26 protein-coding genes and 1 pseudogene are annotated in these 25,097 nt (G+C 70.9%); 14 read left to right on the top strand and 13 right to left on the bottom strand.

Going from position 1 to position 25,097, the window contains the following annotated elements:
- The coding region (locus tag ACW9TB_RS30295; protein ID WP_472751499.1) for a cellulose binding domain-containing protein at positions 1–321 on the top strand (321 nt) is incomplete at its 5' end.
- Positions 322–374: 53 nt separating this feature from the next.
- Here ACW9TB_RS30295 and ACW9TB_RS30300 read toward each other — a convergent pair.
- From ACW9TB_RS30300 to ACW9TB_RS30325, 6 genes are all read right to left on the bottom strand, one after another.
- Positions 375–1,634 carry an MFS transporter gene (locus ACW9TB_RS30300; protein ID WP_472751500.1) on the bottom strand — a complete coding sequence of 420 codons (1,260 nt, stop codon included), beginning with the start codon at positions 1,632–1,634 and terminating at the stop codon, positions 375–377.
- The gene (locus tag ACW9TB_RS30305) at positions 1,631–2,725 is read right to left on the bottom strand and encodes a GntG family PLP-dependent aldolase (RefSeq protein ID WP_472751501.1); all 1,095 of its coding nucleotides are present in this window, start codon (positions 2,723–2,725) and stop codon (positions 1,631–1,633) included. Before ACW9TB_RS30305 ends, ACW9TB_RS30300 begins: the two co-directional genes overlap by 4 nt.
- Positions 2,726–3,006: 281 nt before the next feature.
- Complete coding sequence (locus ACW9TB_RS30310) at positions 3,007–4,392, bottom strand: ATP-grasp domain-containing protein (RefSeq protein ID WP_472751502.1); 1,386 nt, start codon at positions 4,390–4,392, stop codon at positions 3,007–3,009.
- Positions 4,389–5,420, bottom strand: coding sequence for a PLP-dependent cysteine synthase family protein (locus tag ACW9TB_RS30315; protein WP_472751503.1), 1,032 nt, complete (start codon positions 5,418–5,420; stop codon positions 4,389–4,391). The genes ACW9TB_RS30310 and ACW9TB_RS30315 overlap by 4 nt, the downstream gene beginning before the upstream one ends.
- A complete protein-coding gene (locus ACW9TB_RS30320; RefSeq protein WP_472751504.1) occupies positions 5,417–6,325 on the bottom strand; it encodes a GHMP family kinase ATP-binding protein in 909 nt (302 codons plus the stop codon). Before ACW9TB_RS30320 ends, ACW9TB_RS30315 begins: the two co-directional genes overlap by 4 nt.
- Positions 6,322–7,821, bottom strand: coding sequence for a lyase family protein (locus ACW9TB_RS30325; RefSeq protein WP_472751505.1), 1,500 nt, complete (start codon positions 7,819–7,821; stop codon positions 6,322–6,324). The genes ACW9TB_RS30320 and ACW9TB_RS30325 overlap by 4 nt, the downstream gene beginning before the upstream one ends.
- A gap of 126 nt (positions 7,822–7,947) precedes the next feature.
- Between ACW9TB_RS30325 and ACW9TB_RS30330 the strand changes: the two genes are divergently transcribed.
- Complete coding sequence (locus ACW9TB_RS30330; protein WP_472751506.1) at positions 7,948–8,688, top strand: helix-turn-helix domain-containing protein; 741 nt, start codon at positions 7,948–7,950, stop codon at positions 8,686–8,688.
- Positions 8,689–8,695: 7 nt separating this feature from the next.
- A complete protein-coding gene (locus ACW9TB_RS30335; protein ID WP_472751507.1) occupies positions 8,696–9,352 on the top strand; it encodes a LuxR C-terminal-related transcriptional regulator in 657 nt (218 codons plus the stop codon).
- A 78-nt stretch (positions 9,353–9,430) separates the two neighbouring features.
- On the opposite strand, the gene ACW9TB_RS30340 is transcribed toward ACW9TB_RS30335, so the two are convergent.
- The gene (locus ACW9TB_RS30340) at positions 9,431–11,014 is read right to left on the bottom strand and encodes an alpha/beta fold hydrolase (RefSeq protein ID WP_472751508.1); all 1,584 of its coding nucleotides are present in this window, start codon (positions 11,012–11,014) and stop codon (positions 9,431–9,433) included.
- A 530-nt stretch (positions 11,015–11,544) separates the two neighbouring features.
- Between ACW9TB_RS30340 and ACW9TB_RS30345 the strand changes: the two genes are divergently transcribed.
- Both ACW9TB_RS30345 and ACW9TB_RS30350 read left to right on the top strand, forming a co-directional pair.
- Complete coding sequence (locus ACW9TB_RS30345) at positions 11,545–12,819, top strand: sensor histidine kinase (protein ID WP_472751509.1); 1,275 nt, start codon at positions 11,545–11,547, stop codon at positions 12,817–12,819.
- Positions 12,820–12,865: 46 nt separating this feature from the next.
- On the top strand, positions 12,866–13,510 hold the full coding sequence (locus ACW9TB_RS30350) for a response regulator transcription factor (protein WP_472751510.1): 645 nt from the start codon (positions 12,866–12,868) through the stop codon (positions 13,508–13,510).
- Here the strand turns inward: ACW9TB_RS30350 and ACW9TB_RS30355 are convergent.
- From ACW9TB_RS30355 to ACW9TB_RS30365, 3 genes are all read right to left on the bottom strand, one after another.
- Entirely contained in the window at positions 13,495–14,163 is a 669-nt protein-coding gene (locus ACW9TB_RS30355) for a 4'-phosphopantetheinyl transferase family protein (RefSeq protein WP_472751511.1), read from the bottom strand. The two genes, ACW9TB_RS30350 and ACW9TB_RS30355, sit on opposite strands and share 16 nt — an antisense overlap.
- Positions 14,160–14,999: a metallophosphoesterase family protein gene (locus tag ACW9TB_RS30360; protein ID WP_472751512.1), complete on the bottom strand. Its 840-nt coding sequence runs from the start codon at positions 14,997–14,999 to the stop codon at positions 14,160–14,162. The genes ACW9TB_RS30355 and ACW9TB_RS30360 overlap by 4 nt, the downstream gene beginning before the upstream one ends.
- A 481-nt stretch (positions 15,000–15,480) precedes the next feature.
- Positions 15,481–15,909, bottom strand: coding sequence for an ATP-binding protein (locus ACW9TB_RS30365; protein WP_472751513.1), 429 nt, complete (start codon positions 15,907–15,909; stop codon positions 15,481–15,483).
- A gap of 261 nt (positions 15,910–16,170) precedes the next feature.
- Between ACW9TB_RS30365 and ACW9TB_RS30370 the strand changes: the two genes are divergently transcribed.
- Together ACW9TB_RS30370 and ACW9TB_RS30375 are read left to right on the top strand one after the other, a co-directional pair.
- Complete coding sequence (locus ACW9TB_RS30370) at positions 16,171–16,995, top strand: helix-turn-helix domain-containing protein (RefSeq protein ID WP_472751514.1); 825 nt, start codon at positions 16,171–16,173, stop codon at positions 16,993–16,995.
- The gene (locus ACW9TB_RS30375) at positions 16,979–17,194 is read left to right on the top strand and encodes a DUF397 domain-containing protein (protein WP_344922433.1); all 216 of its coding nucleotides are present in this window, start codon (positions 16,979–16,981) and stop codon (positions 17,192–17,194) included. The genes ACW9TB_RS30370 and ACW9TB_RS30375 overlap by 17 nt, the downstream gene beginning before the upstream one ends.
- A gap of 42 nt (positions 17,195–17,236) precedes the next feature.
- On the opposite strand, the gene ACW9TB_RS30380 is transcribed toward ACW9TB_RS30375, so the two are convergent.
- The gene (locus tag ACW9TB_RS30380) at positions 17,237–17,611 is read right to left on the bottom strand and encodes a hypothetical protein (RefSeq protein ID WP_472751515.1); all 375 of its coding nucleotides are present in this window, start codon (positions 17,609–17,611) and stop codon (positions 17,237–17,239) included.
- A gap of 109 nt (positions 17,612–17,720) precedes the next feature.
- Here ACW9TB_RS30380 and tgmA point away from each other — a divergent pair, with 109 nt between their 5' ends.
- The 3 genes from tgmA (at position 17,721) to ACW9TB_RS30395 (ending at position 19,101) form a co-directional block, all read left to right on the top strand.
- Positions 17,721–17,999, top strand: a complete 279-nt coding sequence (tgmA, locus tag ACW9TB_RS30385) for a putative ATP-grasp-modified RiPP (protein WP_472751516.1) — start codon at positions 17,721–17,723, stop codon at positions 17,997–17,999.
- Positions 17,996–18,658, top strand: a complete 663-nt coding sequence (locus ACW9TB_RS30390; protein WP_472751517.1) for an MvdC/MvdD family ATP grasp protein — start codon at positions 17,996–17,998, stop codon at positions 18,656–18,658. The genes tgmA and ACW9TB_RS30390 overlap by 4 nt, the downstream gene beginning before the upstream one ends.
- Positions 18,659–18,810: 152 nt before the next feature.
- Positions 18,811–19,101, top strand: coding sequence for an rRNA adenine N-6-methyltransferase family protein (locus ACW9TB_RS30395; RefSeq protein WP_472751518.1), 291 nt, complete (start codon positions 18,811–18,813; stop codon positions 19,099–19,101).
- A gap of 358 nt (positions 19,102–19,459) precedes the next feature.
- Here the strand turns inward: ACW9TB_RS30395 and ACW9TB_RS30400 are convergent.
- Together ACW9TB_RS30400 and ACW9TB_RS30405 are read right to left on the bottom strand one after the other, a co-directional pair.
- Positions 19,460–19,541 (bottom strand): annotated as a pseudogene (locus tag ACW9TB_RS30400).
- Between the two features lie 15 nt (positions 19,542–19,556).
- The gene (locus tag ACW9TB_RS30405) at positions 19,557–19,958 is read right to left on the bottom strand and encodes a hypothetical protein (protein WP_472751519.1); all 402 of its coding nucleotides are present in this window, start codon (positions 19,956–19,958) and stop codon (positions 19,557–19,559) included.
- 259 nt (positions 19,959–20,217) lie between these two features.
- Between ACW9TB_RS30405 and ACW9TB_RS30410 the strand changes: the two genes are divergently transcribed.
- The 4 genes from ACW9TB_RS30410 to ACW9TB_RS30425 all read left to right on the top strand — a co-directional run bounded on the left by ACW9TB_RS30410 (position 20,218) and on the right by ACW9TB_RS30425 (position 24,882).
- Complete coding sequence (locus tag ACW9TB_RS30410; RefSeq protein ID WP_472751520.1) at positions 20,218–21,123, top strand: NADP-dependent oxidoreductase; 906 nt, start codon at positions 20,218–20,220, stop codon at positions 21,121–21,123.
- Positions 21,124–21,267: 144 nt separating this feature from the next.
- A complete protein-coding gene (locus ACW9TB_RS30415; protein WP_472751521.1) occupies positions 21,268–22,359 on the top strand; it encodes a M4 family metallopeptidase in 1,092 nt (363 codons plus the stop codon).
- Positions 22,360–22,444: 85 nt separating this feature from the next.
- Positions 22,445–22,765: a protealysin inhibitor emfourin gene (locus ACW9TB_RS30420; RefSeq protein ID WP_472751522.1), complete on the top strand. Its 321-nt coding sequence runs from the start codon at positions 22,445–22,447 to the stop codon at positions 22,763–22,765.
- 392 nt (positions 22,766–23,157) lie between these two features.
- Complete coding sequence (locus ACW9TB_RS30425) at positions 23,158–24,882, top strand: S8 family serine peptidase (protein WP_472751523.1); 1,725 nt, start codon at positions 23,158–23,160, stop codon at positions 24,880–24,882.
- Positions 24,883–25,097 lie beyond the last annotated feature (215 nt).

The raw sequence follows: 25,097 nt of genomic DNA on the forward strand, positions 1-25,097 counted from the left end.
CCCACGCCCACCCCGACCCCGGTGCCGGGCGGCTGCTCGGCCACCTACCGCGTCGCCTCCCAGTGGTCCGGCGGCTTCCAGGCCGACGTGAGCGTGACCGCGGGCTCCAGGGCGATCACCGGCTGGACGGTGAACTGGACCTTCGCGGGCGGTGAGAGGGTCACCTCGTCGTGGAACGCGACCGTGACCGCCAGCGGATCCTCGGTCAGCGCCCGCAACGTCGCCCACAACGGCTCGCTCGGCGCCGGTGCCGCCGCCACCTTCGGATTCCTCGGCTCCGGTACCAGCGGCACCCCCACCCTCACCTGCACGGCGACCTGACCAGCGTGTACGCGCCGGTCCGCCACCTCCCGGTGGCGGACCGGCTCCATGCCTCATCCGCTCGCCGGACTCCCGGCCTCCCCGCCGCGCGGGACCAGGGCGGCGCCGAGCAGGGAGAGCGCGCAGGCGGCCCAGAAGACCGAGGGCAGGCCCGCGAGGGCGGCGACCAGGCCGCCGGACGCGGCGCCCAGCGGCATCGCGCCCATGCCGATGAGGCGGCAGGTGGCGTTCACCCGCCCGAGCAGGCCGTCGGGAATGAGCCGCTGGCGCAGCGAGACGGAGACGACGTTGGTGACGGCGTTGGCCGCGCCGATGCCCGCGGCGGCGGGGAAGACCGCCCACGGCGCGGGGAGGAGCAGGGGCACCAGCAGCAGGAGCCCGTTGAGCAGCGTGACGCCCACCAGGGCGCCGCCCTCACCGGCCAGCCGGGTGAGCCGCCCGGCGAGCACCGACCCGGCCACCGCCCCCGCCGCCAGCGTGGCCGCGAGGAATCCGTACTGGCCCGGGGTGAGCCCCACGCGGGAGCCGTCGCCGACCACCCACAGCACGAAGACGGCGAAGTACGCGCCGTAGGCCAGGTTGAGCACACCGGAGTACGCGGCCAGGCCGCGCAGCGCGCGGTGTCCCCACAGGTAGCGCATGCCGTCGGCGATGTCGGCGCGCAACGCCTGCGCCGGTGCGGCCTCCGGGCGGAACCGGCCGCGCATGCCGAGCAGCAGCAGCGCGGCACCCGCGTACAGCAGGGCGGCCGTCCCGAAGACGGCGGTGGAGGCGATGCCGACCAGCAGGCCCGCGACCGGCGCCCCGAGGAAGTGGTTGCCGAGCGTCTGCGTGGCGACGAGCCGCCCGTTGGCCGCGTCCAGCCGGTCACCGGCCACGGTCATCGGCAGCGCCGACTGGGCGGAGGTGTCGGCGAACACCTCGGCGGCCCCGGCGAGCAGCACCGCGGCCACCAGCACCGGCAGGGTCAGCACGCCGTACCACGCGGCGGCGGCCGTCGCCGCCAGCACGGCCGTACGCGACCAGCCCGCCAGGATCATGATGCGGCGCCGGTCGCGGCGGTCGGCGATCGCGCCCGCGTGCAGGGCCAGCAGCAGCCACGGCAGCGTCGTGGCGGCGCTGACCAGCGACACCAGCACCGGCGAGCGGGTGAGGGAGACGGCCAGCAGGGGCACGCCGACGATCAGGACGCCGTCGGCGAGGTTCGACAGGCCGGACGCCGCCCACAGGTGATGGAACGGACGCCCCAGCCCCGGGCGGTCCACGGTCTCCTTCGCGGGCCGGTTCACCGGCACGCTCTCGTCCGTTCTCATCGGCCGCTGGGCGCGAGCAGCTCGCCGAAGATCTTGATCGCCCGGTCGACGGCGTCGGTGCCGACCCCCGCGTGGGTCACCGCGCGGATCCGCCCGTGCCCCAGCTCCTCCACCCGGACGCCCCGGCGCCGGGCCGCCGCGATGAACGACCGGGTGGTGTAGCGCTCGTCGCGTACGCGGAAGAACACCATGTTCGTGACCGGCGGGCCGGGGCTCAGCCGGACGCCCGGCAGCCGCGACAGCCCCCGGGCGAGGCGGGCGGCCTTCTCGTGGTCCTCGGCCAGCCTGCCGGTCATCTCGGTGAGGGCGATGATGCCGCAGGCGGCGATCATTCCGGCCTGCCGCATGCCGCCGCCGAGCATCTTCCGCATCCGCCTGGCCTGGGCGATGATCGCCCGGTCGCCCACGAGGACCGACCCGATCGGCGCGCACAGGCCCTTCGACAGGCAGATCTGCACCGTGTCGGCGTAGAAGGCGATCTCCGCGGGGGTGACGCCCAGCGCGACCGAGGCGTTGAAGATGCGCGCCCCGTCCAGGTGCAACGCCACCCCGTGCGAGCGCGTCAGCTGGGCCACCTCGGCGAGGTAGTCCAGCTGGAGCGGCAGCCCGCCGCACCGGTTCTGCGGCGTCTCCAGGCTGACCAGCGCCGGAGGCGCGATCTGCGGGTCGGTACGGTCGACCGTGCACGCCTCGGCGATGTCCTCCAGGCTGATCGTCCCGTCCGGCAGGTTAGCGAGCGGCTCGTAGACGATGCCGCCGCACATCGACGCGCCCCCGGCCTCGTAGACGTACAGGTCGGACTCGTGGCCGACGATCGCCTTGCCGCCGCGCGGGCAGTGCGCCAGCAGCGCCGCGAGGTTGGCCATGGTGCCGCTCGGCATCAGGCAGCCCGCGGCCTTGCCCAGCAGGTTGGCGGCGAGCCGTTCCAGCTTGGCCACCGTCGGGTCCTCGCCGTAGACGTCGTCGCCCAGCGGCGCGTTCGCGGCGGCCTCCAGCATCTCGGGGGTCGGCAGCGTGAAGGTGTCGCTGCGCAGCTCGATCTCGCCGCCGTCGTCGTTCTCTCCGGCGACCAGGTGGGGTGTGTCCAGCACGCTCGTCATGGGATTCCAATCGGGGTTCCGGGAAGGGCGGTGACGGTCGGGGCGGCCGACGGTTGAAAACGGGCCCAGAAAGAGGGCGGTGACGGTCGGAAGGCGGGCGCCGGAAGGCGGTGACGGTCAGGAGGTGGGTGTCGAGGGGTGGGAACGGCCGGAAGGCGGGCGCCGAAAGGTGGGAACGGTCGTAAAGCGGGTGCTGAAAGGTCGTGACGGTCGTTAAGCGGGCGCTGAAAGGTGGTGACGGCCGGAAGGCGGGTGCCGAAGGGCGGGAGCGGTCAGGAAGGGGAGGTGCGGTATTCCTGCCGGGGGATCTCGATCTGCGGCAGCTCGCGCAGCAGGACGGGCCGCAGGTACCCGAGCGCGGTGTCCAGCGTGTCGTACAGCTCGCTGTGGCCGGGCGCGTGCGCGATCACGTAGCCGAGCCGGTCGTAGCTGCTGCGGGCCGGACGCACCTCGGAGCCCGGCGGCGCCGTGACCGTCACCGTGTCGACCCCTGGTACGGAGCCCGCGTCCTGCACCCCGGCCACCTCCCGCAGCGTGACCTTCCCCCACCCGCTCCCGGTGCCGTCCGGAGCCAGCAGGAAGGCGATTCCGGCGGGGGTGAAGTGGTCGGGCAGAGGCAGCTGGTCCAGGTCGGCCGCCGCCCGCAGGTGCGCGTCGAGCAGGTCGAAGCCGCACGCCCGCGCGATGACCTCGGGGATCATGCCGCCCGCGGGCCGGGCGTTGATCTCCACGACGTACGCGTGGCCGTCGATGAGCTTCATCTCGATGTGGGTGGCGCCGTGGGTGATCCCGACGGCGGCCAGCGCCCGCAGCGCGACCCCGGTGAGCACCCGCACCTCCTCCGCGGGGAGCGGCGCGGGGAAGACGTGCCCGCGTTCCACGAAGTGCGGCGGCGACGTCACCCGCTTGGCGGTGATGCCGACGCACCGGTGGAACCCGCCGGAGCTGACCGTCTCGACGCTGAACTCCGGGCCTCCCAGGTACCCCTCGATCAGCGCGGTCCTCGCGGTGGCCTGACCCCGTACGTTGACGCCGGAGGAGATGATCCGGCGGCAGTGGGCGGCCACCTCCCCGGGGGTGTAGCAGAGCACCACGCTCAGCGAGCCGGTGTCGTCGACGGGCTTGACGACGCACGGCAGGGCGATCCGCGACAGCGCGATCACGATCCGCGCGTCGAAGTCGTCGCCGGGGCCGACCAGCTCGAAGGCGGGGGAGGGTAGCCTGGCCGCCGCCAGGGTACGGCGCATCCGCCCCTTGTCCCTGCACGCGGCGACGGCCTCCGGCGGGTTGCCGGGAAGCCCGAGGTCGGCGGCGACCCTGGCGACCGCGGCGGTGTAGAACTCGCTGGTCGTGGTCACCCCGGCGATCTCGCCCAGGGCCTGGCACAGCTCTCCGGCCAGGGTGGCGGGGGAGCCGGTGTCGCACGTGACGACCCGTACCCCGGTGGCCGCGAGGCCGGTGTAGCGCGCCGGGGTGTCGGTGGCCAGCACCGGGGTGAAGCCCAGCGCGGCGGCCCTGGCGAAGGCGAGCATCCCCGAGCCGGTGGTGTTGGACTCGACGAAGACGAGAATCGGGGCGGGAACCGGGAGCGAGGCCGGGTCCGGGGTGGGAACCGGAAACGGGGCCGGGTTCGGGGGCGGGAGCGGGGCCGGGTTCATGCGTACTCCAAAGCCCGGCCCAGCGTCGCGTAGGACCAGGTCACGGCGGTGTCGGTGAGTTCGATGGGGTCGGGGGCGAGCGGCGGGCGCAGGTCGGTCAGACCGTGCGCGGCCCGGTACTCGGCGCTGTAGATCGTGTTGACGTACCGGTCGCCCCGGTCGGGGAAGATCACCACCACCGAGACGTCCGGGTCGAGCCGCGAGCCGAGCCAGCGCGCCACCTGGTACGCCGAGCCCGAGCTGTTGCCCGCGAACACCTTCTCGTACGAGGCCAGCTCCAGGGTGGCGGCGAACGCCTCGCGGTCGGACAGCCAGTGCACCTCGTCGATGACCGAGAAGTCCACGTTGGCCGGGACCAGGCTGTTGCCCAGGCCGCTCTGCAGCCGCCGGGGCACGTCGGGCTGGCCGAAGATGGCGCTGCCGACCGCGTCGACGGCGACCACGCGCAGCGCGGGGTTGGTCCGCCGCAGGGCCCGCGCCGTCCCGCACAGCGAGCCGCCGCTGCCCACCGCGCCCACCAGCACGTCGACCCGGCCGATCTCGGAGACGACCTCCTCGGCGAGACGGTCGTAGGCGGCAGGGTTGGCCGGGTTGTCGTACTGCCGGGGCCAGAACGCGCCCGGGTTGGCGGCCATCACGGCCTGCAGCCGCTCCAGCCTCGCGCTCTGCCAGCCGTTGCCGGTCATCGCGGGCACGATGTCCAGGGTGGCGCCCAGCGCCTCCAGCTTGGCCATGGTGATCGGGTCGATCCGAGGGTCGGTGACGATGTGCACCCCGTGGCCGAGGTACGTGCCGACCAGGGCGACCCCCATGGCCAGGGTGCCGGAGGAGCTCTCCACGATCAGGCCGCCGTCGGCCAGGACCCCCTCGGCCCTCGCGGTCAGGATCGCCTGCCTGGCGACGCGGTCCTTCATCCCGTACGGGTTGGCCAGCTCCAGTTTCGCGTGGACGGTCGCCCCGCCGGTCGCCCGCAGGCGCATCAGCGGGGTCCGGCCGATGGCGTCGATCGCGTCAGTTCTCAGTGTCATGTCCGGCTCGTGCTCCTACAGACGATGAGGGGCCGCCCCAGCCGCTCCAGTTCCGTGAGGGCGCGGGCCAGCCGGGGACCGTGCTCGGGGTCGTGCCGGGCCAGCAGGATCCCCAGGCACGTGCCGCTGTGCCCGACGACCGTGCCGAGCCCGCCCACGTCGCGGCAGATCTCCTCCACCGCCGCCAGGTGGGGTTTGGCGTTGAAGGTCTGGAACAGCCGCGCGCTGGCGGAGGCGACCCTGCCGACCGCCGCCAGGTCGTGGTCGCGCACGGCACGGGTGAGGTCGTCCAGCAGCTCGCCGTAGCGCACCGCCCAGTGGGCGGGGATCGGCTTCCTCGACCGGTTGAACGCGACGGTGTCGACGCTCTCCCCGTCGTCGATCCCGGCGATGGTCAGCTGGGGGAGCGTGCCCATGCGCCGGTGCAGCCGCACCTCCCGGTGGAAGAACGCGGTGATCCCCGGGTGCATCACCCCGTCGGACGGCTCGATCTCGGCCATCATCTGTTTCAGCAGCCGGTTGGGGAGCTTCAGGCGGAAGGCCGAGTCCACCGCCCGCGCGGTGGCGACCAGGTCGGCGGTGGAGCTGGCCATGCCCTTGCCCTCGGGCAGCGCGCTGTTGAGCATCAGCCAGCCGCCGGTGTGCACCCCGTACCGCGACAGGATCCCGGTGGCGAGGCGCCGCGCCTTGTTCTTGTGCGGCGGCGAGACGATCACCTGGTCCAGCTGCGGGTCGGGTTCGAAGACGGCCTCCACGTACAGGTCGACGGGGAAGGTCACCAGGAAGTCCGTGCCGGGTCCCAGGATTCCCTGGAGGAGTTCGCCGAACGTGCCGGGGGCGCGCCCCCGGCCGACCCCTCCGGCCCGGCCGGTGACGGTCTCCTCGAACGGCATCTGGATGGTCATGACAGATCGCCCGCCTTCGTACCGGTTGTGTGCTCCCAGGCCTCCCGCAGCCACCCGGACCGCTCGGCGGCTCCCCGCTCGACGGAGTCCAGCCGGTCGCCGGTCTGCTCCAGGAGGAGACGGACCTGCTCGGGGCCCGTCGAGCCGTCGGTCCGCTTGCGCCACACGCTCGCCTCGGCGTCCAGCAGCCCGCGTACCTCAGGCTCCCCGACGGCGAGGGCGAAGCCGAGCCGCTCGCCCGCGGCGACGAGGTCCGGCGCCGAGAGCAGGTCGGGGGTGAGGGTGCCGTCCGGGCCGAGCCGGTCCATCGCGGCCGAGATCCAGGAGCCGACGACGACCTGCGCGCTCCTGGCCGGTACGCCGTGTTCGAGGGTGAGGTGGTTGGCGACGGTCGAGGCGGCCGTCAGCTCGTCGCGCGCCACCCGGCCCGCCCGCTCCGGGTGGAACCGCACGTTCGCGACCACCCGCTCGAACAGCGCCAGCATCGTGCCGCAGGTCGAGAAGAGGTCCTCCAGGAAGCGGGTGCTCTCCTTGGAGACCTCCACCAGGTTGGTGTAGCCGGTGTTGCGCTGCCCGATCATGATGTCGTACGAGAGCCCGACCAGGTGGCCGGTCATCCCTCGGGCCCGCTCCAGGATCGGGAAGTTCCGCTTGTGCGGCATCGCCGAGGAGATCCCGGCGAGCTCGTCCGGCAGGTCGACGAACCGGCAGCTCGACCCGCTCCACCAGATCAGGTCGGTCAGGAACCGGCTCAGCGTGGTGCCGAGCACCGACAGCTCCCCGGCCGAGCGCAGCACCCAGGCGCGCGAGGCGACCGAGGTCAGCGCGTGCGGCTGCGGGGCGTCGAAACCGAGCGCGACGGCGATCCGCTCCCGGTCCCACGGCAGTTCCAGCCCGGCCATCGCCCCGGCGCCCAGCGGGCAGAGGTTGACCGCGTCGAACAGCGTGAGAAGCGACTCTGCGGCGCCGGTCGCCGCCTCGGCGAGCGCGGCCAGGTAGAAGCCGAAGGTCATGGTCTGCGCGGTCTGGTGCTGGGTGTACCCCGGCATGACCGACTCGGTGTGCCCGGCCGCGGTCCGCAGCGTGGCGCGGGCCAGCCCGCTCACCGCCGCGACCGTCTCCAGCAGCCGTTCCCTGCCGAGCATGAGCTGCGCGCACGCCTGGACGTCGTTGCGGCTGCGGTCGACGTGCCAGGCGTGCGCGCCCTCGGGGACACGCGCCTGGACGCACATCTCCAGGGCGAACAGCGGGTCCGACATGGCCGCGGCGCGCTCGGCGCCGACCTGCTCGGGGGTCAGGTCCAGCACCACCCGGCGGATCCGTTCCGCCGCGTCGTGGCCGAGCAGGCCCATGCGGGCGTACTCGCCGGTCTGGGTCAGCTCGATCCACCGGTAGTGCCGGAGCAGGGTGCGCATCTCCCAGTCGAACCGCTGGGTCAGGACCGCGTCGTCGAGTAGCCGCGCCGGGGGCCGCCGTATCCGTCCTGTCGGAAGCATGAGGCTCACGCTGCCAGCGCCCGTATGGTGTGACCAGGCAGAATGACCGGCGATATCGCGACGATATCCGGCGATAATCGGATCTTCCTATGGTGACGGCATCTGATCGTCACCGGGAGGACTCACGTGAGGTCTGCACTTCTGTCCGACAGTCTGGGCTTCGCCCAGCTGTTGCGCACCCATCGGGACAAGGCGCGGCTGACGCAGGAGGAACTAGCGGAGCGTGCCCGCCTGAGTGTGCGCACGCTGCGAGATCTTGAGCGGGGCCGTACCCGCTACCCGCACCGCACCTCGGTGCGCCGCCTGGCCGCCGCCCTGGAGCTGACCGGCGACGACCGCCTGACCTTCGAGGCCGCCCCGCCCCGCTCGCTCGGCGCCCCCGCCGTGGCACCGCCCCCGGAGTGGGCGCTGCCCTCGGTGAGCGGCACCGTCGCGCTGAGCCGCCTCCCGCTGCTGCGGGAGGTCGAGGACACGCTGTCGGTCGCCTCCGGTGGCGGGGAGCCCGCGCTGGTGACCGTCACCGGTCCCGCCGGAGTCGGCAAGACCACCCTCGCCACCCAGTGCGCCCTGGTGCTGCGCCAGCGGATGGGGCTGGACGTCCTCTTCCTCGACCTGGGCCGCGACCGGCGCGACCCCTGCGAGCTGCGCGGCGCCGTACGGCTGGCGCGCATCGGCCGCATGACCTCCCCGCTCTCCGGCGGGCGCTGCCTGCTCCTGCTCGACGACGCCGACGGCGCCGACGGGCTGGCGGCGGGCCGGGTGCCGCCGCTGCTGACCCTCGGCTTCACCGGTGTCGTCGTCACCGGCAGGGAACCGCTCGCGGAACTCGTACCGTCACGGCACATCGCCCTCGCGCGCCTGAGATGAGACAGAAATGAACGGGGCTGGAACGGACATCCGGGTGCTGATCTGCTACTCGGAGAGACTGCTGCGCACGGCACTGTGCTCGATCCTCGCCGCCGAACCGGGGCTGCGCGTCGTGGGGGACGCCGGAGACGGGTTCGAGGCGGTGTCCAAGGCCAGGGGCCTGCGGCCGGACGTGGCCCTCGTCGACGAGCGGCTCACCGGCCTCGACGGCGTCCAGGTCACCGAGCGGCTCCGCGCCGACCCGCTGGCGGGCTCGGTGCGGAGCGTCATCCTGACGGAGCACCCGGAGTCCATGTTCGACGCCGTACGCGCCGGGGCCAGGGGGTTCCTGCTGCGTTCCAGCGACCAGGAGGAGCTGGTCGGGGCGATCAGGGCCATCGCGCGGGGGGAGGCGTTCTTCGCGCCGCAGGTCGCCAGCAGCTTCCTGAGCCGTTTCGAGAACGGGCTTCCCTACCGCCCGCCCGAGGCCGTCAAGTCGCTCACCGAACGCGAGCACGAGGTGCTCGCCCTGGTCGCCGACGGGCTGAACAACACCGAGATCGCGAGCAAGTTGTACGTGAGCCAGGCGACCGTCAAGTTCCACGTGTCCAACCTCCTCAGCAAGCTCAACCTCCGCGACCGGCTCCAGATGGCCGTGTTCGCGCACAAGGCCGGCGTCGTGTGACCCCCGCCGACCGGCCCGCGCCCCCGCTGCGGACCGGCCGGCCTGATCGTTCCCCCGGGGGCGCCGGGGGAGGGGGCGTCACTCGCCGGGGCGGCAGACGGTTCCCGGGGCGGGGAGTGTCAGGCCGACGAGGTAGCGGGTGACGTGGCCGATCACGCACCGGCTGGCGGGCCCGCCGTTGCCCGGCATGTAGAGGACGTGCCCGGGACCGTCGTACCGGACGGTGACCGAACCGGGCACCAACCCGGCCAGGCTCGCGGTCATGGCGTGGTCGGTCCAGGACCCGGCTCCCAGGAACGGCGGCAGGCCGCGGACCGGCAGCGGCCGGGACGGGTTGGCGACGGGCCGGGGCCAGCCGGAGCAGGCCAGCATGTCGAACGGCGTGGCGCCCAGGTGGGGGGAGGTCTCCCGCGTACGGCGGGAGACGTCGCGGAACTGCTCGTACCCGGTGAAGCCGCGGTCGTCGGGGCAGGACATCGCCCGCACGGCCGGCGTCGCCCAGATCCGCGAGTTGCCGTTGACGAACTCCGCGAAACCGGAGGCGTCACCCTTCCTGAGCTTGTCCACCGACGTGGCGAAGGCCACCCACGCGGCGTTGTCCGGGCCCGGGTTCGCCGGGAAGCCCATCTGCTTCAGGTGCCATCCGGCCAGCTTCCCCGCGCCCAACTCCGGGGACGAGATCGGGATCGGGGAGCGGTCCAGCCTCTCGACGAGGGCGCGCCAGACCGCGCTCACGTCCTCCCCGTGCAGCGCGCAGGCGCTGTCGGCCGCGCACCAGGCGACGAACCGCCCGAACATCCGCTCGCCGTTGGGGGCGTTGTCCAGGTATATCTTGGCCCACCCGCTGACCTGGTCGACCGCTCCGTCGAGGTACATCGCCCGGATACGCTCGGGGAACAGGCGCGCGTACGCGGCGGCGGGCACCCCTCCGTAGGAGTTGGCCATGAAGCTCAGCCGGCGCTCGCCCAGGGCCTCGCGGATCGCCTCCATGTCCCGTGCCACCGACAGGGAGTCGAGGTTGTCGAACAGGCCGCTGGAGTCGGCGTCCCGGCACTCGCGCGCCGCCGCCTCCACCTTCGCCACCTGGGCCCGGTACTCCTCGAGGTCGCGGGGTTCCAGCAGCTGCGTTTTCATCTCCCAGCACACCGCGGGCAGCCTCTTCCTGAGGCCGGTGTTGCGCGGGTTGTAGCCGACGAGGTCGAAGCGGCGGCGCAGCTCGGTGAGGCCGGGCGCCGACAGCTTCAGGTCCTCCACTCCTTCGTTCCCGGGACCTCCCGGCATCTGCAGCACGGCCCCGATCCGGTTCGCCGGGTCGGTGGCGGGAAGCCGCGCCAGATCCAGGGTGATCTTCCGCCCGCGCGGCTTCCTCCAGTCCACCGGCACCGTGACGGTGGTGCACCGGATCCCCTCCGGGAGGTTCTCACCCGCGCACGCCTTCCACTTCAGCCGCGAGACAGCCCCCGGCGGCGGTGACGACGACGGCGACGGCAGCGCGAGTGCCGGAGCCCGCGCCGACTCCGTGACGTATCCCTTGGCAGGCCCGGTGACAGAGCCCGCGACAGGCTCCGCGACGGGTGAGATCGCCTGCGCCGACCCCGTGGGGACGAGCAGCGCCGACGCCGCGACCAGTCCCGTGAACAACGATCCGAGCTTCCCGTGCATCCGTGACTCCTTCTGTCCGTCGTACGACCGGCTTTCACCGGTTCCCCTCAACCGTCGCGGGTCCGTCCGCCGGGGGCCACGGGGGTGTCCGCCGGGAAACTTCGGGATATCCCCCACGGGCCCGCCGGATGTCCGGCGGAGGCGGGGTGCGGCAGGCTGGGGGAATGAGCCGCCCTCCCTCCGGCCCTCCACCCCCGGCCGCGCCACCTCCGCCTCCGCCTCCGGGCTCGTCCGGGCCCTCGACCCCCTCGACCTTCTCGACCCCTTCGTCCTCCTTGTCACCGGCGTCACCGGCGCCCGTACTCCCGGAGACATCCGCCCGGACGAGCCTGTCCCCGGTCCGGCCTTCGGCCTGGGCACCCCCGCCGGTGGATCCGGTCCCGCGAGGGCCCGAACCAGGGCCGGGACCGACGCCAGGACCAAGGCCCGAACCGACGCCCGAACCAAGGCCGGTACCGATGTCGGAACAGAGGCCGGGACCAAGGCCGGGGCCGGCACAGGGACAGGGACGGGGCCGGGTTTGGCGTGAATTGGGCTACGCGCTGGCCGCGCCGCCGCTGGCCGTCGTCGGCCTGCTCCTCCTCTTCGCCATGTTGCTGGCCGCGTCGTGGTCGACGGCACTCGTCGGCCTCCCGATGCTGGCCGCCACGGTCAGGGGAGCCCGGTACCTGGGGGCGGCCCACCTCGGCCTGGCCCGCCTGCTGCTGGACGTCCGAACCCCCGCCCCCGCCCCCTTCAAACCGGGCCCGGGGCCGACCGGCTGGTTCACGTCGGCACTCGGCGACGACGCGGGGTGGCGGGCGGCGGCGTACCTGCTGGTCAAGCCCCTGACCGCGCTGCTCGCCCTCGGGGCCGCCGCCGGGTTCTGGGGCGGCGGGCTTCTCCTGCTCACCTACCCCGCCCGGTGGTCGCCGGTACCCACCGGGACGTGGGGCCCGCAGGCCGACACCTGGCCGGGCGCCCTGCTGCTGGGCGCGGCGGGTCTGGCGTTGTTCGCGCTCGCCCCCTTGGCGCTGCGGGCCGCATTGCTCCCCGAGCGGTTTCTCACGCGGGCCCTGCTCGGCCCGACCAGGATCTCGGCCAGAGTCGGTCATCTGGAGGCGACGCGGGCCCGGATGGCCGAGGACGCCACGGCGACCCTGCGCCGGATCGAGCGCGACCTGCACGACGGGCCGCAGGCCCGCCTCGTGGCGCTGGCGATGAGCCTGGGCATGGCGAAGGACGAGCTCGACGGCGTCCCCGCACCGGACGACCGGCTTCACGGCGCCTCCGCGCCAGACGACGCACCGGACGACGCACCGAACGACGCACCGGACGACGCACTAGACGACCGGCTCCACCAGGTGCGCGTCCTGGTGGACGCCGCCCACCGCGACACCAAGGAGATCATCGCCGACCTGCGCCTGCTGATCCACGCCATCTACCCGCCCGCCCTGGACCAGGGACTGGAGGTGGCCCTCGCCACGCTCGTCACGCGCTTCGCGCTGCCCGTCGACCTCCGCGTCGACCTGCCCCGCCGTCCCTCCGCCGCCGTGGAGACGATCGTCTACTTCTGCACCGCCGAGCTGCTCGCCAACGTGGTCAAACACAGCGGCGCGCGACGGGCGATCGTCGACGTACGGGGACACGACGGCCTGCTGAGGCTGCACGTCGGCGACGACGGGACAGGCGGCGCCGAGGTGGGCGCGGGGACGGGACTGCCGGGGCTGGCGGCCCGGGTGGGCGTGGTGGACGGGCGGCTGGAGATCGACAGCCCTCCCGGAGGACCTACGGTGGTCACCGTGGAGGTACCGTTTCCCACCTGAACACCTGAACACCTGAACACCTGAACACCTGAACGCGGGAGGGCGCATGCGCGTCGTCGTGGCCGAGGACTCCGCGGTGCTCAGAGCCGGGCTGACCCTGCTGCTCACCACGCGGGGGCACGACGTCGCCGCGGCCGTGGGCGACGGGACCGCGCTGCGCGCCGCGGTGGACGAGCACCGGCCGGACGTCGCCGTCGTGGACGTACGCATGCCGCCGACGCACACCGACGAGGGCCTGCGCGCCGCGATCGACATCCGCCGCGACCACCCCGGCATCGGCGTGCTGGTCTTCTCCCAGTACGTGGAGACGCGCTCGGCGACCCTGCTCCTCGCCGAGGGTTCGCGAGGGGTGGGATACCTGCTCAAGGAGCGGGTCGCCGACGTCGGCGACTTCCTGGCCGCGCTCACCCGGATCGCGGCGGGCGAGACCGTGCTGGACCCGGAGGTCGTCACCCGGATGATGGCGACCGGCAGGCGCGCAGACGCTCTCGACACCCTCACCCCCCGGGAGCGCGAGGTGCTCGTCATGATGGCCGACGGACGGTCCAACGGCGCGATCGCCGAGGCCCTGTTCCTGTCGTACGGGTCGGTGGAGAAGCACGTCACGCACATCTTCACCAAGCTCGGGCTGCCGCCGTCGCAGAGCGACCACCGCCGGGTGCTCGCCGTACTGCGCTACCTGGAGTCCTGACCTCCCGCCGAGGGCTTCCCGGGTACGGCGATGGAGGTCACGACCAGGCCGTCGGACACCAGCCAGCGGCCCGTGAAACCGGTCAGCTCCCGGCCCTCCACGAGGGGGCCCGGGACGAGGAGGCGCGCGGTGAACGTACCGGAGGGGGAGAAGTCGAGGTGGGCCTCCTCGAAGCCCAGCCAGCGCCTGGCCAGGGGGAACCACGCCTTGTAGACGCTCTCCTTGGCGCTGAACAGCAACCGGTCCCAGTGCACGCCGCCGTCGAGCCGCGCGATCGCGTCCCGCTCCTCGGCCAGGGAGACCGAGGGCAGGATGCCGTCGGGGAGCGGCTGGTGGGGCTCCGCGTCGATGCCGATGGCCAGCGCGTCGAGGGAGACGGCCGCCGCGCGGTATCCGGCGCAGTGGGTGATGGCGCCCACCACCCCGTCCGGCCACCCCGGGGCACCGCGCTCGCCGGGCAGGATCGGCGCCGGGGGCAGCCCGAGGGAGGCCAGGGCCAGGCGGGCGCAGTGGCGCGCGGTGCCGAACTCGCGCCGCCGCTTCTCCACCGCGCGGACGATGACCGCCTCCTCCTCGGGGAACAGCACGACGTCCGGCGGGTCCTCGAAGCACTCGGAGCTCGCCACCCACGGCGGCAGGATCTTCTCGATCATGCGACGGGCTGCGGGCTGGGCAGGATGCGCCGCAGCTGGCCGGGCGCGGTGGAGCGGGGACGCCATTCGCGGGGATAGCCCAAGGAGACCTCCTCGAAGCGGACACCGTCGTGCCAGGTGGTCCGGGGGATGTGCAGGTGGCCGTAGACGACCGTGGCGGCGTCGAAGCGCAGGTGCCAGTCGGCGGTGCGCTCGGTGCCGCACCAGATCGCGAACTCCGGGTGGTACAGGATCAGGGTGGGCTCGCGTACCAGCGGGTAGTGGTTGACCAGCACCGTCGGGATCCCGGCGGGCCTGGCCTCCAGGCGCCGTTCGGTCTCGGCGATCCTGGCGTCGCACCAGGCGTCCCTGGTGGGGTACGGATCGGGGTGCAGCAGCATCTCGTCGGTGCAGACCACCCCCTTGTCGTACGCGCGGGCGAGCGCCTCCTCCTTCGTGTCCACACCGGGCATCCGGAAGGTGTAGTCGTACAGCACGAACAGCGGGGCGACGGTGACCGGGCCGCCGGGGCCGGTCCAGATGAGGTAGGGGTCCTCGGGCGTCGTCACCCCCAGGTTCCGGCACACCTCGACGAGGTGCCGGTAGCGTTCCTCGCCGCGTAGCTGGACGGGGTCGCTGGGGTGGGTCCACAGCTCGTGGTTGCCGGGCGCCCACACCACCTTCTCGAACCGTTCGGCGAGCAGCCCCAGGGTCCATTCGACGTCGGAGACCTTCTCGGAGATGTCCCCGGCGACGAGCAGCCAGTCGGAGGCGGAGGTGGGCCGCAACCCCTCGACGATGCTCCGGTTCTCCTGGTAGCCGATGTGCAGGTCGCTGATGGCCAGCAGTGACGTCATGCGCGGCCCGCCCTCCGCGAACCGGTGTCTCCCGGTACGCGTCCCGTCACCGGTGAGCCCGTCATCGGTGAGCCGGTGGCCACCGTGGGCCTGATGACCGCTGTCACGCGTCCCGCCACCGGTGAGCCGGTGGCCGCTGTGGGCCCTGTGACCGCCGTGGGCCCGATGCCGCGCCCGCGCGTCGGCACCGTGAGCGCCCCCGCTCTCTCCTCGTTCGTTGCCACGTTCCCAAGCACCGCCGCCTCCGTCTCGCCCGCATCCCCGGGCGCGGTCACGAACCCGTGATCGCCGAGCAAAAAGAACCCTCTCACGATCGCTCCCGGAGGCACACCCCACCCCGCCGCGAAACGGCGAGAGCCCCGCCACTCCCGATGTCGCCGACGCCGTGCGCTCGGCATGCGAAGCGGACCGGTCAGGCGCAGCCGTTCCCGGACCCCGGTGGAGGCAGGTGAGGTCGGGCGGCGTTCCTGCGGGCCGTGGGCTACGCCCAGGTGTTGAGGTCGAACGCTTCGGGTGCCGGTTCCCGAAGCGGGACCTCGGCCCACACGACGCAGCCGAGCGGATGCCGGGTGAAAGTGACCCCCCAGAGCGTGGAGTACCTCTCCACGATGAGGAGGCCCCTGCCGCCCTCCCTGGTCGCGTTCTCGGCGTCGTTCTGCGGGGCGACGAGCCTTGGGTGCGCGTACTTCGCGCCGGAGTCCTGGACCTCGACGCGGACGGCTTCGCTGACGTCGTACAGGCGAAGCTCGATGCCCTTCGAGGTGTAGAGGTCGGCGTGACGGACGGAGTTCGTCACCAGCTCGGAGACGACGAGCCGGACACTGAATCCGGCGGGGTGGTCCTCCCCGAGCCATTCGTCCACGGCTGTTCTCGCCGTGCCGGGGGACTCGTGTTCACGAGGCAGCTCCATTTCCCCTATTAGGGACACTTTCCAAGGAGTCGCGCGCATCAGATTTTGTCCTATCTGCCCATTTCGCGGCTTCTCGACCTCTATGGTCCCGGCTGGAACTCCAACGATGTGCCGCTTGTGTTTTCCGCCCGTTCGGGTGTTCCTAGATTGCACGCCGGGATTCGAGTCCGACCACTTATGGCCAACTACATCTGTGTGACACATTGGTTGTGGTAAGCCTGGTGGTCGCGACTACAGCGGTAGCCTGGGATAGGAGTCCGAATGCCGCGCAAAAAACGGGATATGTCGAACACCCCCGAGGCGCATCTCGGGAAAGAGCTCCGGCGATTGCGCGAGTCGTTGGGCTGGTCGCAGGATGATCTGGCGGCGAAGATCCATTTCTCCTCGGCCATGGTCGGCTTCGTGGAACGGGCGGAAAGGGCACCGAAGGAAGATTTTCTTCTTCGGTGTGAAGCCGCACTCGGTGCCGTCGGCAAGCTGATGCCGCTGCTCGCCGCGTGCGAGAAGACGTCACCTCGCTGGTTCCGGCCGTGGACGAAGATCGAGGCCGAGGCGCGAGTCCTGCGAATGTGGGAGCCGCTGGTCATGCCTGGGCTTCTTCAGACACCGGAGTACGCCTACGCGGTGCTGCGGTGCGAGCCGGGCGTGGCGGAGCGCGAGGTCGAGGAACTGGTCGCCGCCAGAATCCAGCGTCGGAAGATCTTCGATCGCGCCACACCGCCGATGGTCTCGGTCGTCATCGACGAGGGCGTCCTGTACCGGCCGGTGGGCGGGAGAGAGGTGATGTACCGCCAGCTGGAGTACCTGCTTGAGCTGATGGCCCGGCCGTACCTCACGGTCCAGGTGGTCCCCGTTAACATCGGGGCCACGACAGGCCTGGCAGGGGCCTTCGCCCTCGCTCAGGTAGCCGGAGAGCGAGATGCGGCATACCTGGACAGCCCCATCAATGGCCAAGTAACCGATCGCGCCGACGAGGTGCATATGGTTACGCTCAAGTACGACGCGGTTCGTGCCTGGGCACATCCACTCCACGTGTCTGAGCAAGTGATTAGAGAGATGAAGGTGAAGTATGAGCCTCAAGGATGAGCTGGCGACGGCGGCCTGGCGGACCGCCCAGAAGTCCAGCTCCAACGGTGGCAACTGTGTGGAGGTCGCTCCCCTGTCCGGGGGACGGGTGGCCCTGCGAGACACCAAGGACCGGGGCACCGGCCCCGTCCACGTCTTCACCCCCGGTGAGTGGGACGCCTTCCTCGACGGCGCCAAGAAGGGCGAGTTCGACTTCTAGACCAGCCAAAAGAACCCCCCGGCCTCGCGGCCGGGGGGTTTCTTAGTTTTCTGGGCTCTCGTCGGCTTCGGACGGTTCATAGTCGTTCGGATAGTCGATCGAGTCGAGCACCTTCACGCGGACGGGGGTCTTCCGGAATGTGAGGTCGTACACGACGAGGTCCCCGTGACCACCGGGAACGCCTTCTGTCCGCATGAAGACCTGAGCGTCGGCCATGAGCCTGAACGGACAGTCGGTGACTAACTTCTTCTCCCGGTCGTAGATCTCGATCAGATAGACGAGAATGTCGATCGTCAGGACCTGGAGCATGCGCTCACCGATGCGAACCGGCACCCACTTACCGTTCGGGGTGGGATTTCTCTGCTGAGGAATGGGCATCGCCACACCATAGAACGCCCCGGTGCGTTCGGCCTCCACCCCCTGACTACCCCTTGATTAAGGTGTAGTGGTGGTCCTGGCTGGAAAGAATCGCCAACCGCATCTAACGTCATGGACGAGTCATCCGGAACCCGAGAGGGGAAATGCGATGAGAAACCTGACGCTCCAGCCGTGGGGCCTGAGCAGAGCGACCCAGGTCCACGACGATGATCCGCCGTTCTACGCGTCCGTCGAAGTGGATCCCGTCACGCAGCTTTCGGTGTTCTACGACGAGAGCGGCGAGATCATCGACGCCAAGGACGAACCGACCGGGCGACGCTACCCGACGATCACCGTGTCCAAGCGGGGGGATGGCGCCGCGAACGCTCCCAGCGTCGCCGATGACACCGACAACGACAGGGGGCCTCCCCGGATGTGGTGCTGGTGATCACCTCGCCGGAGGACGTCACCGCGAACATGGTCATCGACTCCCTCAACGAGCGGGGGGCATCGGTCACCCGGGTCGATCCCGCCGACATCGGGCCGGGTCTGCTGTTCGGTGCCCGGCTGGGAGGTGGCCGGACGCGGTGGTCCGGGCATCTGCGTACGGCGGGCCGGAACATCGCGCTTGAGGACGTGCGCGCGGTCTACCACCGCCGCCCCTCGCGGTGGCGCTTCAGGGAACTGGAGGGGCACGCGCGAGACTTCGCGGTCGCCGAGGCGCGACACGGCCCGCGCGGTCTCCTGGGGAGCCTGGACTGCCGCTACGTCAACCATCCCGAGCACGTCGCCAAGAGCGACTACAAGCCCGCGCAGTTGCAGGTGGCGGCGAGGCTGGGCCTCATCATCCCGGAAACCCTGATCACCAACGACATGGACGCGGTCCGCGAGTTCGGCGTCGGCCACCCCCAGATGATCTACAAGACGTTCCGGGGCTACCCGCACACCCCGGACGGGACGGCGGCGGCTATCTGGACTCAGCAGGTGGAAGCGGACGAGGTGGACGAGTCCGGCCCACCTGTTCCAGGAAAAGGTGCCCAAGGAGGCGGACGCCAGGGTGACGGTCGTGGGCCGTCAGGTGTTCGCCCAGAAGATCACCTCTCCTGACGGCGATGTGGACTGGCGTCGCGGCGACTGGGACGCCCTCGTCCACACCCCGATCGAGGTACCCTCACCGATCGTCACGGCTCTGCACAACTACCTCGATGGATTCGGCCTCGTCTTCGGCTGCTTCGACTTCGCCCTCGAACCGGCCGGTGATGATCCTGAACCCCACCTTGTCGTCCACCCTCCCCGGACTCGTCGTGCGGATGATAGAGATGGCCGGGATCGACGAAGGTGACAACGTCCTGGAGATCGGCACCGGTACGGGATACTCCACCGCGCTGATGTGTCATCGGCTCGGCGACAAGGCCGTGACGTCCATCGAGTACGACCCCGTGATCGCGGGGAGCCCGCATCAGTCCGGCTTCGGCCTGACCGTCACCGGAGGCCGCCAGTACGTCTGGCTGGGCGAGCCGGACGGGCCGAGCTGGGACCTTCCCACCTGACCTTCGCCTGCGGAGACCTGTTGTTCCTCAACACCACTGTCGTCCGTGCTCCGGCTTTGGCCGGATGGACGGTGAGTCCGCCGGACTCGGTGGCCAAGCCGGTTCTCCAACTCCACGGCCCCGGTGGGTGACAGTCTCCCGGCCGATGGGCCGGAACCGTCACTCACCGGGGCGGCCGGGCGCCCTGGAAACGCCGTTCGGGCTCACCCCTCGTTCCCGAAGACTGCGACCCCGGGACAGGCGGAGAGCTGGAAGATCATTTGCCAGGGGCACACGGATGGCGTTCGTCCGGCTCGGTGAAAAGCCCCGATACGTAACCGTCGCTGCCACACAGGATCAATGAAGACGGCCTCTGATGTGGAGCCGAGGAGATTCGAACTCCTGACATCCCGCGCGAACCGGTTCGATCGCGGGCCGTACGAGCCGCGGGTTACGGCTACGGAGGGAGGCTCGAACTAGCAGCTTGAGACCCGGCTCACGGAGTGGGGCGCGTAGCGGGCGGCGTAGAACTTCTTGCTGCCCTTGGTGTTGGCGTTCACCGTCATGCAGCGGTACGTGTAGACCGAGCCGCCGCTCGACCCCTTCCTCGCGAACGTGATCTTGGCGCTGACCTTGTGGCTGCAGTGGTTGTTGAAGTAAATGGTCACGCTCGTGATGCCCGGACCCCAGGAGTAGTTGGCCTGCTTGCCACTGGGCTTGGAGCAGTTGACGCTGTCGCGCTCGACCAGCGCCGTAGCGGCCTTCGTCGCGGTGGTGGCCGCGCCGGTCTGTGCGGAGGCGGGCGTCGCCGGGGCCAGCAGCGCGGCCGTCAGGGCGGCGGAGCCGAGCGAGACGGCCGCGAACTTCTTGTAGTTCATGTTTCAACCTCATAGGGACGATTTGATCTTGGACCGGGTCACCATACCGAACATCCCTAAATTGGGTGAAACTAGTACTCAGGCCGCACATTGTGAGATTGCGTGCAGGTACGCGAGACGGCCGCCGCTGTGATCATTGTCCCCGGTCGCGAGATGGGACGTCCGGGTCATGCGGGGCGATCGGAAGGTCCGACCATCTGAAGATCGGAAGTCCGCGCGGGCCTAGTATTTGATTTCCATTGAATACCGGGGGGTTGGCATGCGTTCCGTACGGATCGAGCGGTGTGGCGGGCTCGACGTGCTGGCGGTGGTGGAGACGCCGGAGCCCGAGCCGTCGGACGGTGAGGTGCTCGTGCGGGTCGTCGCGTCCGGGATCAACCCGGTCGACGACAAGACGCGTGAGGGCGCCATCGGGGAGGGGGCTCCGCCGCTGCCGATGACGCTGGGGTGGGAGCTGGCGGGCGTCGTCGTGCATGGCGGGTCGAGCAGGCTGCGCGTGGGGGAGCGGGTCTTCGGGATGTCGCACCAGCTGGGCACCGGACGAGGGACATGGGCCGATCTGGTGCTGATGCCGGAAGCCTCCCTCGCGGTGGCGCCGGAGACGGTGAGCCTGGTGGAGGCGGCCACGTTGCCGCTGCCGGGGTTGACCGCGTCGCAGACGCTGAACTGGCTCGACGTTCGCGAGGGGGAGCGGTTGCTGGTGGCGGGAGCGGCCGGGGCGGTCGGCGGGCTGGCGGTGCAGCTGGCCCGCGCCCGTGGAGTGCGGGTGGACGCGCTGGTCTCCGGAGACGCGCAGGTCGAGGTCGTCAAGGGGCTGGGAGCCGGACTGGTGACCACCGACCCCTCCGCGCTTCCGGTAGGTGAGTACGACGCGGTGTTCGACACTTTTGGGGCTTTTGTCACTGAGGCCGTGGCGGACGGCGGCCGGTACGCCTCGATCGCGACCCAGGCGGGGCCTGTCCCCGACCTGTCGGCGCGGAAGGTGCGCACCACCGTCAACCAGGTGCGCGAGGACGGCGCGGGGCTCGCCGAACTGGCCGCGATCGTCGATGCCGGGCAGGTGAGGCCGAGGGTCGACTCGCAGTACGGCCTGCACGACGTGCGGGCCGCGCATGAGCGGTTCCTGCGAGGAAAGCTGTCCGGCAAGGTCGTGCTGGTCTTCTGATCTTCCGAGCCCGGCCTTGTCGAGGCGCGAACGATAGGGAGAAAAGCGAATAAAGGGATTAATCACCTTTTTTGCGGTCTTGGATTCCCATATGAGTAAGGCCATACTCGTGCGCCCGCCGGAGATGGCGGCGATTCTTGGTGTATGACTCCATTCGTCGGCATGCCCCCGTGCCGCATCGCACCCCCCGACCTGCTTGAGGCGGTCGCCGAGCAGGGAACCCCCGAGGAGCGGGAGAGCGCGCTTCGGACCCTGGCCACCTCGGAGAACGCCCGGGCGCAGCGCGCGTCGTTCGCCGGTGTGCTGCGCCAGCTCAGCCTCACCTTCGCCGATTCGGAGCCCGCCCCCGGCCTGGTGCGTACGGTCTACGACGTCGAGAACGGCGGCGACTTCGACCTTCCCGGACGCAAGAGGCGCGGGGAGGGCGACGGGCCGTCCGGAGACGCGGCGGTCGACGAGGCCTACGACGGGGCGGGCGTCACGTACGACTTCTTCCGGCGGGTCTTCGACCGCGACAGCATCGACGGGCGCGGGCTGGAGATCGTCTCCTCGGTCCACTACGGGACCGACTACGACAACGCCGCCTGGATCGGCTTCCAGATGATCTACGGTGACGGCAGCGGGCAGGTCTTCACCAGGGGCTCCCTCACGAAGGCCGTCGACATCGTGGCGCACGAGCTGACCCACGGCATCACCCAGTTCACCGCGAACCTGGTCTACAGCAAGCAGTCCGGCGCCCTCAACGAGTCGTTCTCCGACGTCTTCGGGTCGCTCGCCAAGCAGTACAGCCGGGGGCAGACCGCCGAGCAGGCCGACTGGCTCATCGGCGACGGCATCCTGGGCAGCGCCCTGCGGGGGACGGCCCTGCGGTCGATGAAGGCGCCGGGCACCGCCTGGTCGACCCCCTCCGGGGGCCGCGACCGCCAGCCGGGACACATGCGCGACTACGTGGACCTGCCCGACGACGGCAACCCCTCCAACGACCACGGGGGCGTCCACGTCAACTCGGGCATTCCCAACCACGCCTTCTACCTCGCCGCCACCGCCATCGGCGGTCACGCCTGGGAGCGCGCCGGGCGCGTCTGGTACGTCACGCTCACCGAACGGCTCCGGCCGCGCTCCGACTTCCGGGAGGCCGCGGAGGCGAGCGTGGAGGTGGCCGGGGAGCTGTTCGGCGCGGACGGGGACGAGCAGCGGAAGGTACGCGCCGCGTGGGAGCGGGTCGGGGTCCTCTAGGGAGGGGCCGTTCGGTTCGTACGGGCCGGTTCAGGACCGTTCCCATGGGGGTCTCGATCGTACGGGCCGGTCTAGGATCGTTCTCATGAGGGTCTCGATCGTCCGGGGCGGCGGTGTCGCCGGTCTCGTCACGGTCACCACGGTCGACTCCGCGTCGCTGACACCGGACGAGGGCGCCGAGCTGCGCGCCCGGGTGGAGCGGGCCGGGCTGTCCGGCACGCCGGAGCGGTCCGGGCCCCCGGCGGGGCGGCCCGACCGCTTCGACTACGAGCTGACCGTCGAGGACGGCGGACGCGTGCTCACGACCCGCGCCCGCGAGGGCGACCTCCCGGGCCCGCTCCGCGCGCTCGTCTCGTACGTGACCTCGCTGCCGGGACGACAGGAGCGGGTCGGCCCACCCGGCTGACCTCCGGCCCTGTCTCTCCGCCAGAGCCCGCCCGGCTGACCTCGGGCCCGATCTCTCCGTTCTGGCCTTTTTGTCCTGCCTGTCTCGGGCTCTCGGCTCTCGGTTTTTCTGTTCCGGCCTATCCATTTTGACCCTTATGTTCGCGTCGTGACCGTTTCAAAGTGGGCTTGACCACGTGAAACTCCACGCTGTTACCGGTTTTGGCGCGAGAATTCCTCCGTAACGGTTCACTGATGGCATGATTCGCCAATGTGTGCAGGTCACAGGAGAGGCGGGATTCCCCGGCGCCTGCTGGCTTTATTACACCTTGGCGGCAAATGTGTGCACGCCTGGATTGTTGGCGCGCGTGAAATCACATTTGCGGGGAGCTCTTTGTATATACGGAGGTATATGTGAAACGCGTCATCATCACCGCAGCTGTCGCCGCCCTCGCAGCAGCCGCGTTGGTGCCCCCGGCGCAGGCCCGGCAGGTGGTCGCGGAACCGGGCGTGGAAGCCGAGTACGTCGTCCTCTACACGGAGGGCGCGCGTCCCGCGGACGCCCAGCGGGCCATCACGGCGGCGGGCGGAAGCATCCTCAAGGAGAACACCGCGGTCGGCGTCGCCACCGTCAAGACGACGAACGCCCGCTTCGCCGAGGCGGTGCGCGACGCCGCCTCGATCGACGACATCGCCCACAACAGGTCCATCGGCAGCGTGCCCTCCGCCAGGAGGGGAGCCGCCGGTCGCGCGACCGTGCAGGCGAGGGCCGTGGAGAAGGCCGGTGACGGCGCCCCCGCCGCCTCCACCTTCGGCAGGCCCGCGCCCGCCGCGGAGCCGCTGTCGGAACTCCAGTGGGACATGAAGCAGATCCACGCGACCGTCGACGGCTCCTACCGCCACGAGCAGGGCGACCCGGGCGTGCTGGTCGGTGTCATCGACACCGGCGTCGACGGCTCCCACCCCGACATCGCCCCGAACTTCAACGGTCGGCTGAGCCGCAACTTCACCGTCGACATCCCCGTCGACGCCGACGGCAACGAGGTCGACGGCCCGTGTGAGGCCGAGCCGGACCGCTCCTGCAACGACCCGGCGGACGTCGACGAGAACGAGCACGGCACGCACGTGGCGTCGTCGATCGCCTCGCCCGTCAACGGGCTCGGCACGTCGGGCGTGGCGCCCAAGGTCTCGATCGTGAACCTGCGGGCCGGTCAGGACTCCGGATACTTCTTCCTGCAGCCCAGCGTCGACGCGCTGACCTACGCCGGTGACGTCGGCATCGACGTGGTCAACATGAGCTACTACATCGACCCGTGGCTGTTCAACTGCGTCGACAACCCGGCCGACTCCCCGGCCGACCGGCAGGAGCAGGCCACGATCATCAAGGCCACCCAGCGGGCGCTCGACTACGCGTACAGCAAGGGCGTGACCCTGGTGTCCGCGGCGGGCAACGGCGCCAGCGACTACACCAAGCAGCTCGTCGACGCCTCCAGCCCCGACTTCGCCAGCGTCCCCGGCGAGGCGCCCTACTCGCGGACGATCCCCACGAGCTGCGTCTCCATGCCGAGCGAGGGCAAGCACGTGATCTCGGTGTCCTCGACCGGCATCAGCAAGCGCAAGTCGTACTACTCCGACTACGGCAACGGCTACGTCGACGTCTCCTCCCCGGGAGGCGACGTCTACGACACCGCGGGCAACACCCGTGACGTCACCAGGGCGACGCTGGCGGCCTACCCCCGGTCCCTGGCCGAGGAGCGCGGTCAGCTCAACCCCGACGGCACGCCCAACGTCACCAACGTGGTCCGCAGCTGCAAGGGCGGCGTCTGCGCCTACTACGAGTATCTCCAGGGCACCTCGATGGCCTCCCCGCGCGCCGCGGGAGTCGCCGCACTGATCGTCAGCAAGTACGGCCAGCGCGACCGGGTGCACGGCGGCAAGAAGCTCCACCCCGCCGTCGTGGAGACGGTCCTCAAGGGCACCGCGACCAGGACGGCCTGCCCTGCCCCGCCCGCCTACACCTACACCAGGCACCTGCCGGACGGCACCACGGCGACCTCGACGCACACGTGCGAGGGAAGCGTGCTGCGCAACGGCTTCTACGGCTACGGGATCGTCGACGCCCTCCGGGCGGTCCGCTGACCCGGACCGGGTGTCCTGCACCTCGTCCACCGGCTGAGCGGACAAAGGCCGATAAAGCCGTATAAGCCGGATAAGACGTACAGAATCAAATAAGGCCAGACAGGGTCGGTGCCCGCGCGGAAGGCGGGCACCGGCCCGCGTCTTTTTTACGCCTTCTTGCGCGATGGGTTGATTTACCGGTAACCCGCTTCGGGGATGGACCGTCAGACGCCATC

Source organism: Streptosporangium sp. H13245, from assembly GCF_055690525.1.

Coding starts and splice junctions, on each gene's coding strand:
- ACW9TB_RS30300 (WP_472751500.1), bottom strand. CDS start 1,634: ATGAGAACGGACGAGAGCGTGCCGGTGAACCGGCCCGCGAAGGAGACC.
- ACW9TB_RS30310 (WP_472751502.1), bottom strand. CDS start 4,392: ATGAACCCGGCCCCGCTCCCGCCCCCGAACCCGGCCCCGTTTCCGGTT.
- ACW9TB_RS30315 (WP_472751503.1), bottom strand. CDS start 5,420: ATGACACTGAGAACTGACGCGATCGACGCCATCGGCCGGACCCCGCTG.
- ACW9TB_RS30320 (WP_472751504.1), bottom strand. CDS start 6,325: ATGACCATCCAGATGCCGTTCGAGGAGACCGTCACCGGCCGGGCCGGA.
- ACW9TB_RS30325 (WP_472751505.1), bottom strand. CDS start 7,821: ATGCTTCCGACAGGACGGATACGGCGGCCCCCGGCGCGGCTACTCGAC.
- ACW9TB_RS30335 (WP_472751507.1), top strand. CDS start 8,696: ATGAACGGGGCTGGAACGGACATCCGGGTGCTGATCTGCTACTCGGAG.
- ACW9TB_RS30340 (WP_472751508.1), bottom strand. CDS start 11,014: ATGCACGGGAAGCTCGGATCGTTGTTCACGGGACTGGTCGCGGCGTCG.
- ACW9TB_RS30350 (WP_472751510.1), top strand. CDS start 12,866: ATGCGCGTCGTCGTGGCCGAGGACTCCGCGGTGCTCAGAGCCGGGCTG.
- ACW9TB_RS30355 (WP_472751511.1), bottom strand. CDS start 14,163: ATGATCGAGAAGATCCTGCCGCCGTGGGTGGCGAGCTCCGAGTGCTTC.
- ACW9TB_RS30360 (WP_472751512.1), bottom strand. CDS start 14,999: ATGACGTCACTGCTGGCCATCAGCGACCTGCACATCGGCTACCAGGAG.
- ACW9TB_RS30365 (WP_472751513.1), bottom strand. CDS start 15,909: ATGGAGCTGCCTCGTGAACACGAGTCCCCCGGCACGGCGAGAACAGCC.
- ACW9TB_RS30370 (WP_472751514.1), top strand. CDS start 16,171: ATGCCGCGCAAAAAACGGGATATGTCGAACACCCCCGAGGCGCATCTC.
- ACW9TB_RS30375 (WP_344922433.1), top strand. CDS start 16,979: ATGAGCCTCAAGGATGAGCTGGCGACGGCGGCCTGGCGGACCGCCCAG.
- tgmA (WP_472751516.1), top strand. CDS start 17,721: ATGAGAAACCTGACGCTCCAGCCGTGGGGCCTGAGCAGAGCGACCCAG.
- ACW9TB_RS30395 (WP_472751518.1), top strand. CDS start 18,811: ATGATCCTGAACCCCACCTTGTCGTCCACCCTCCCCGGACTCGTCGTG.
- ACW9TB_RS30405 (WP_472751519.1), bottom strand. CDS start 19,958: ATGAACTACAAGAAGTTCGCGGCCGTCTCGCTCGGCTCCGCCGCCCTG.
- ACW9TB_RS30410 (WP_472751520.1), top strand. CDS start 20,218: ATGCGTTCCGTACGGATCGAGCGGTGTGGCGGGCTCGACGTGCTGGCG.
- ACW9TB_RS30415 (WP_472751521.1), top strand. CDS start 21,268: ATGACTCCATTCGTCGGCATGCCCCCGTGCCGCATCGCACCCCCCGAC.
- ACW9TB_RS30420 (WP_472751522.1), top strand. CDS start 22,445: ATGAGGGTCTCGATCGTCCGGGGCGGCGGTGTCGCCGGTCTCGTCACG.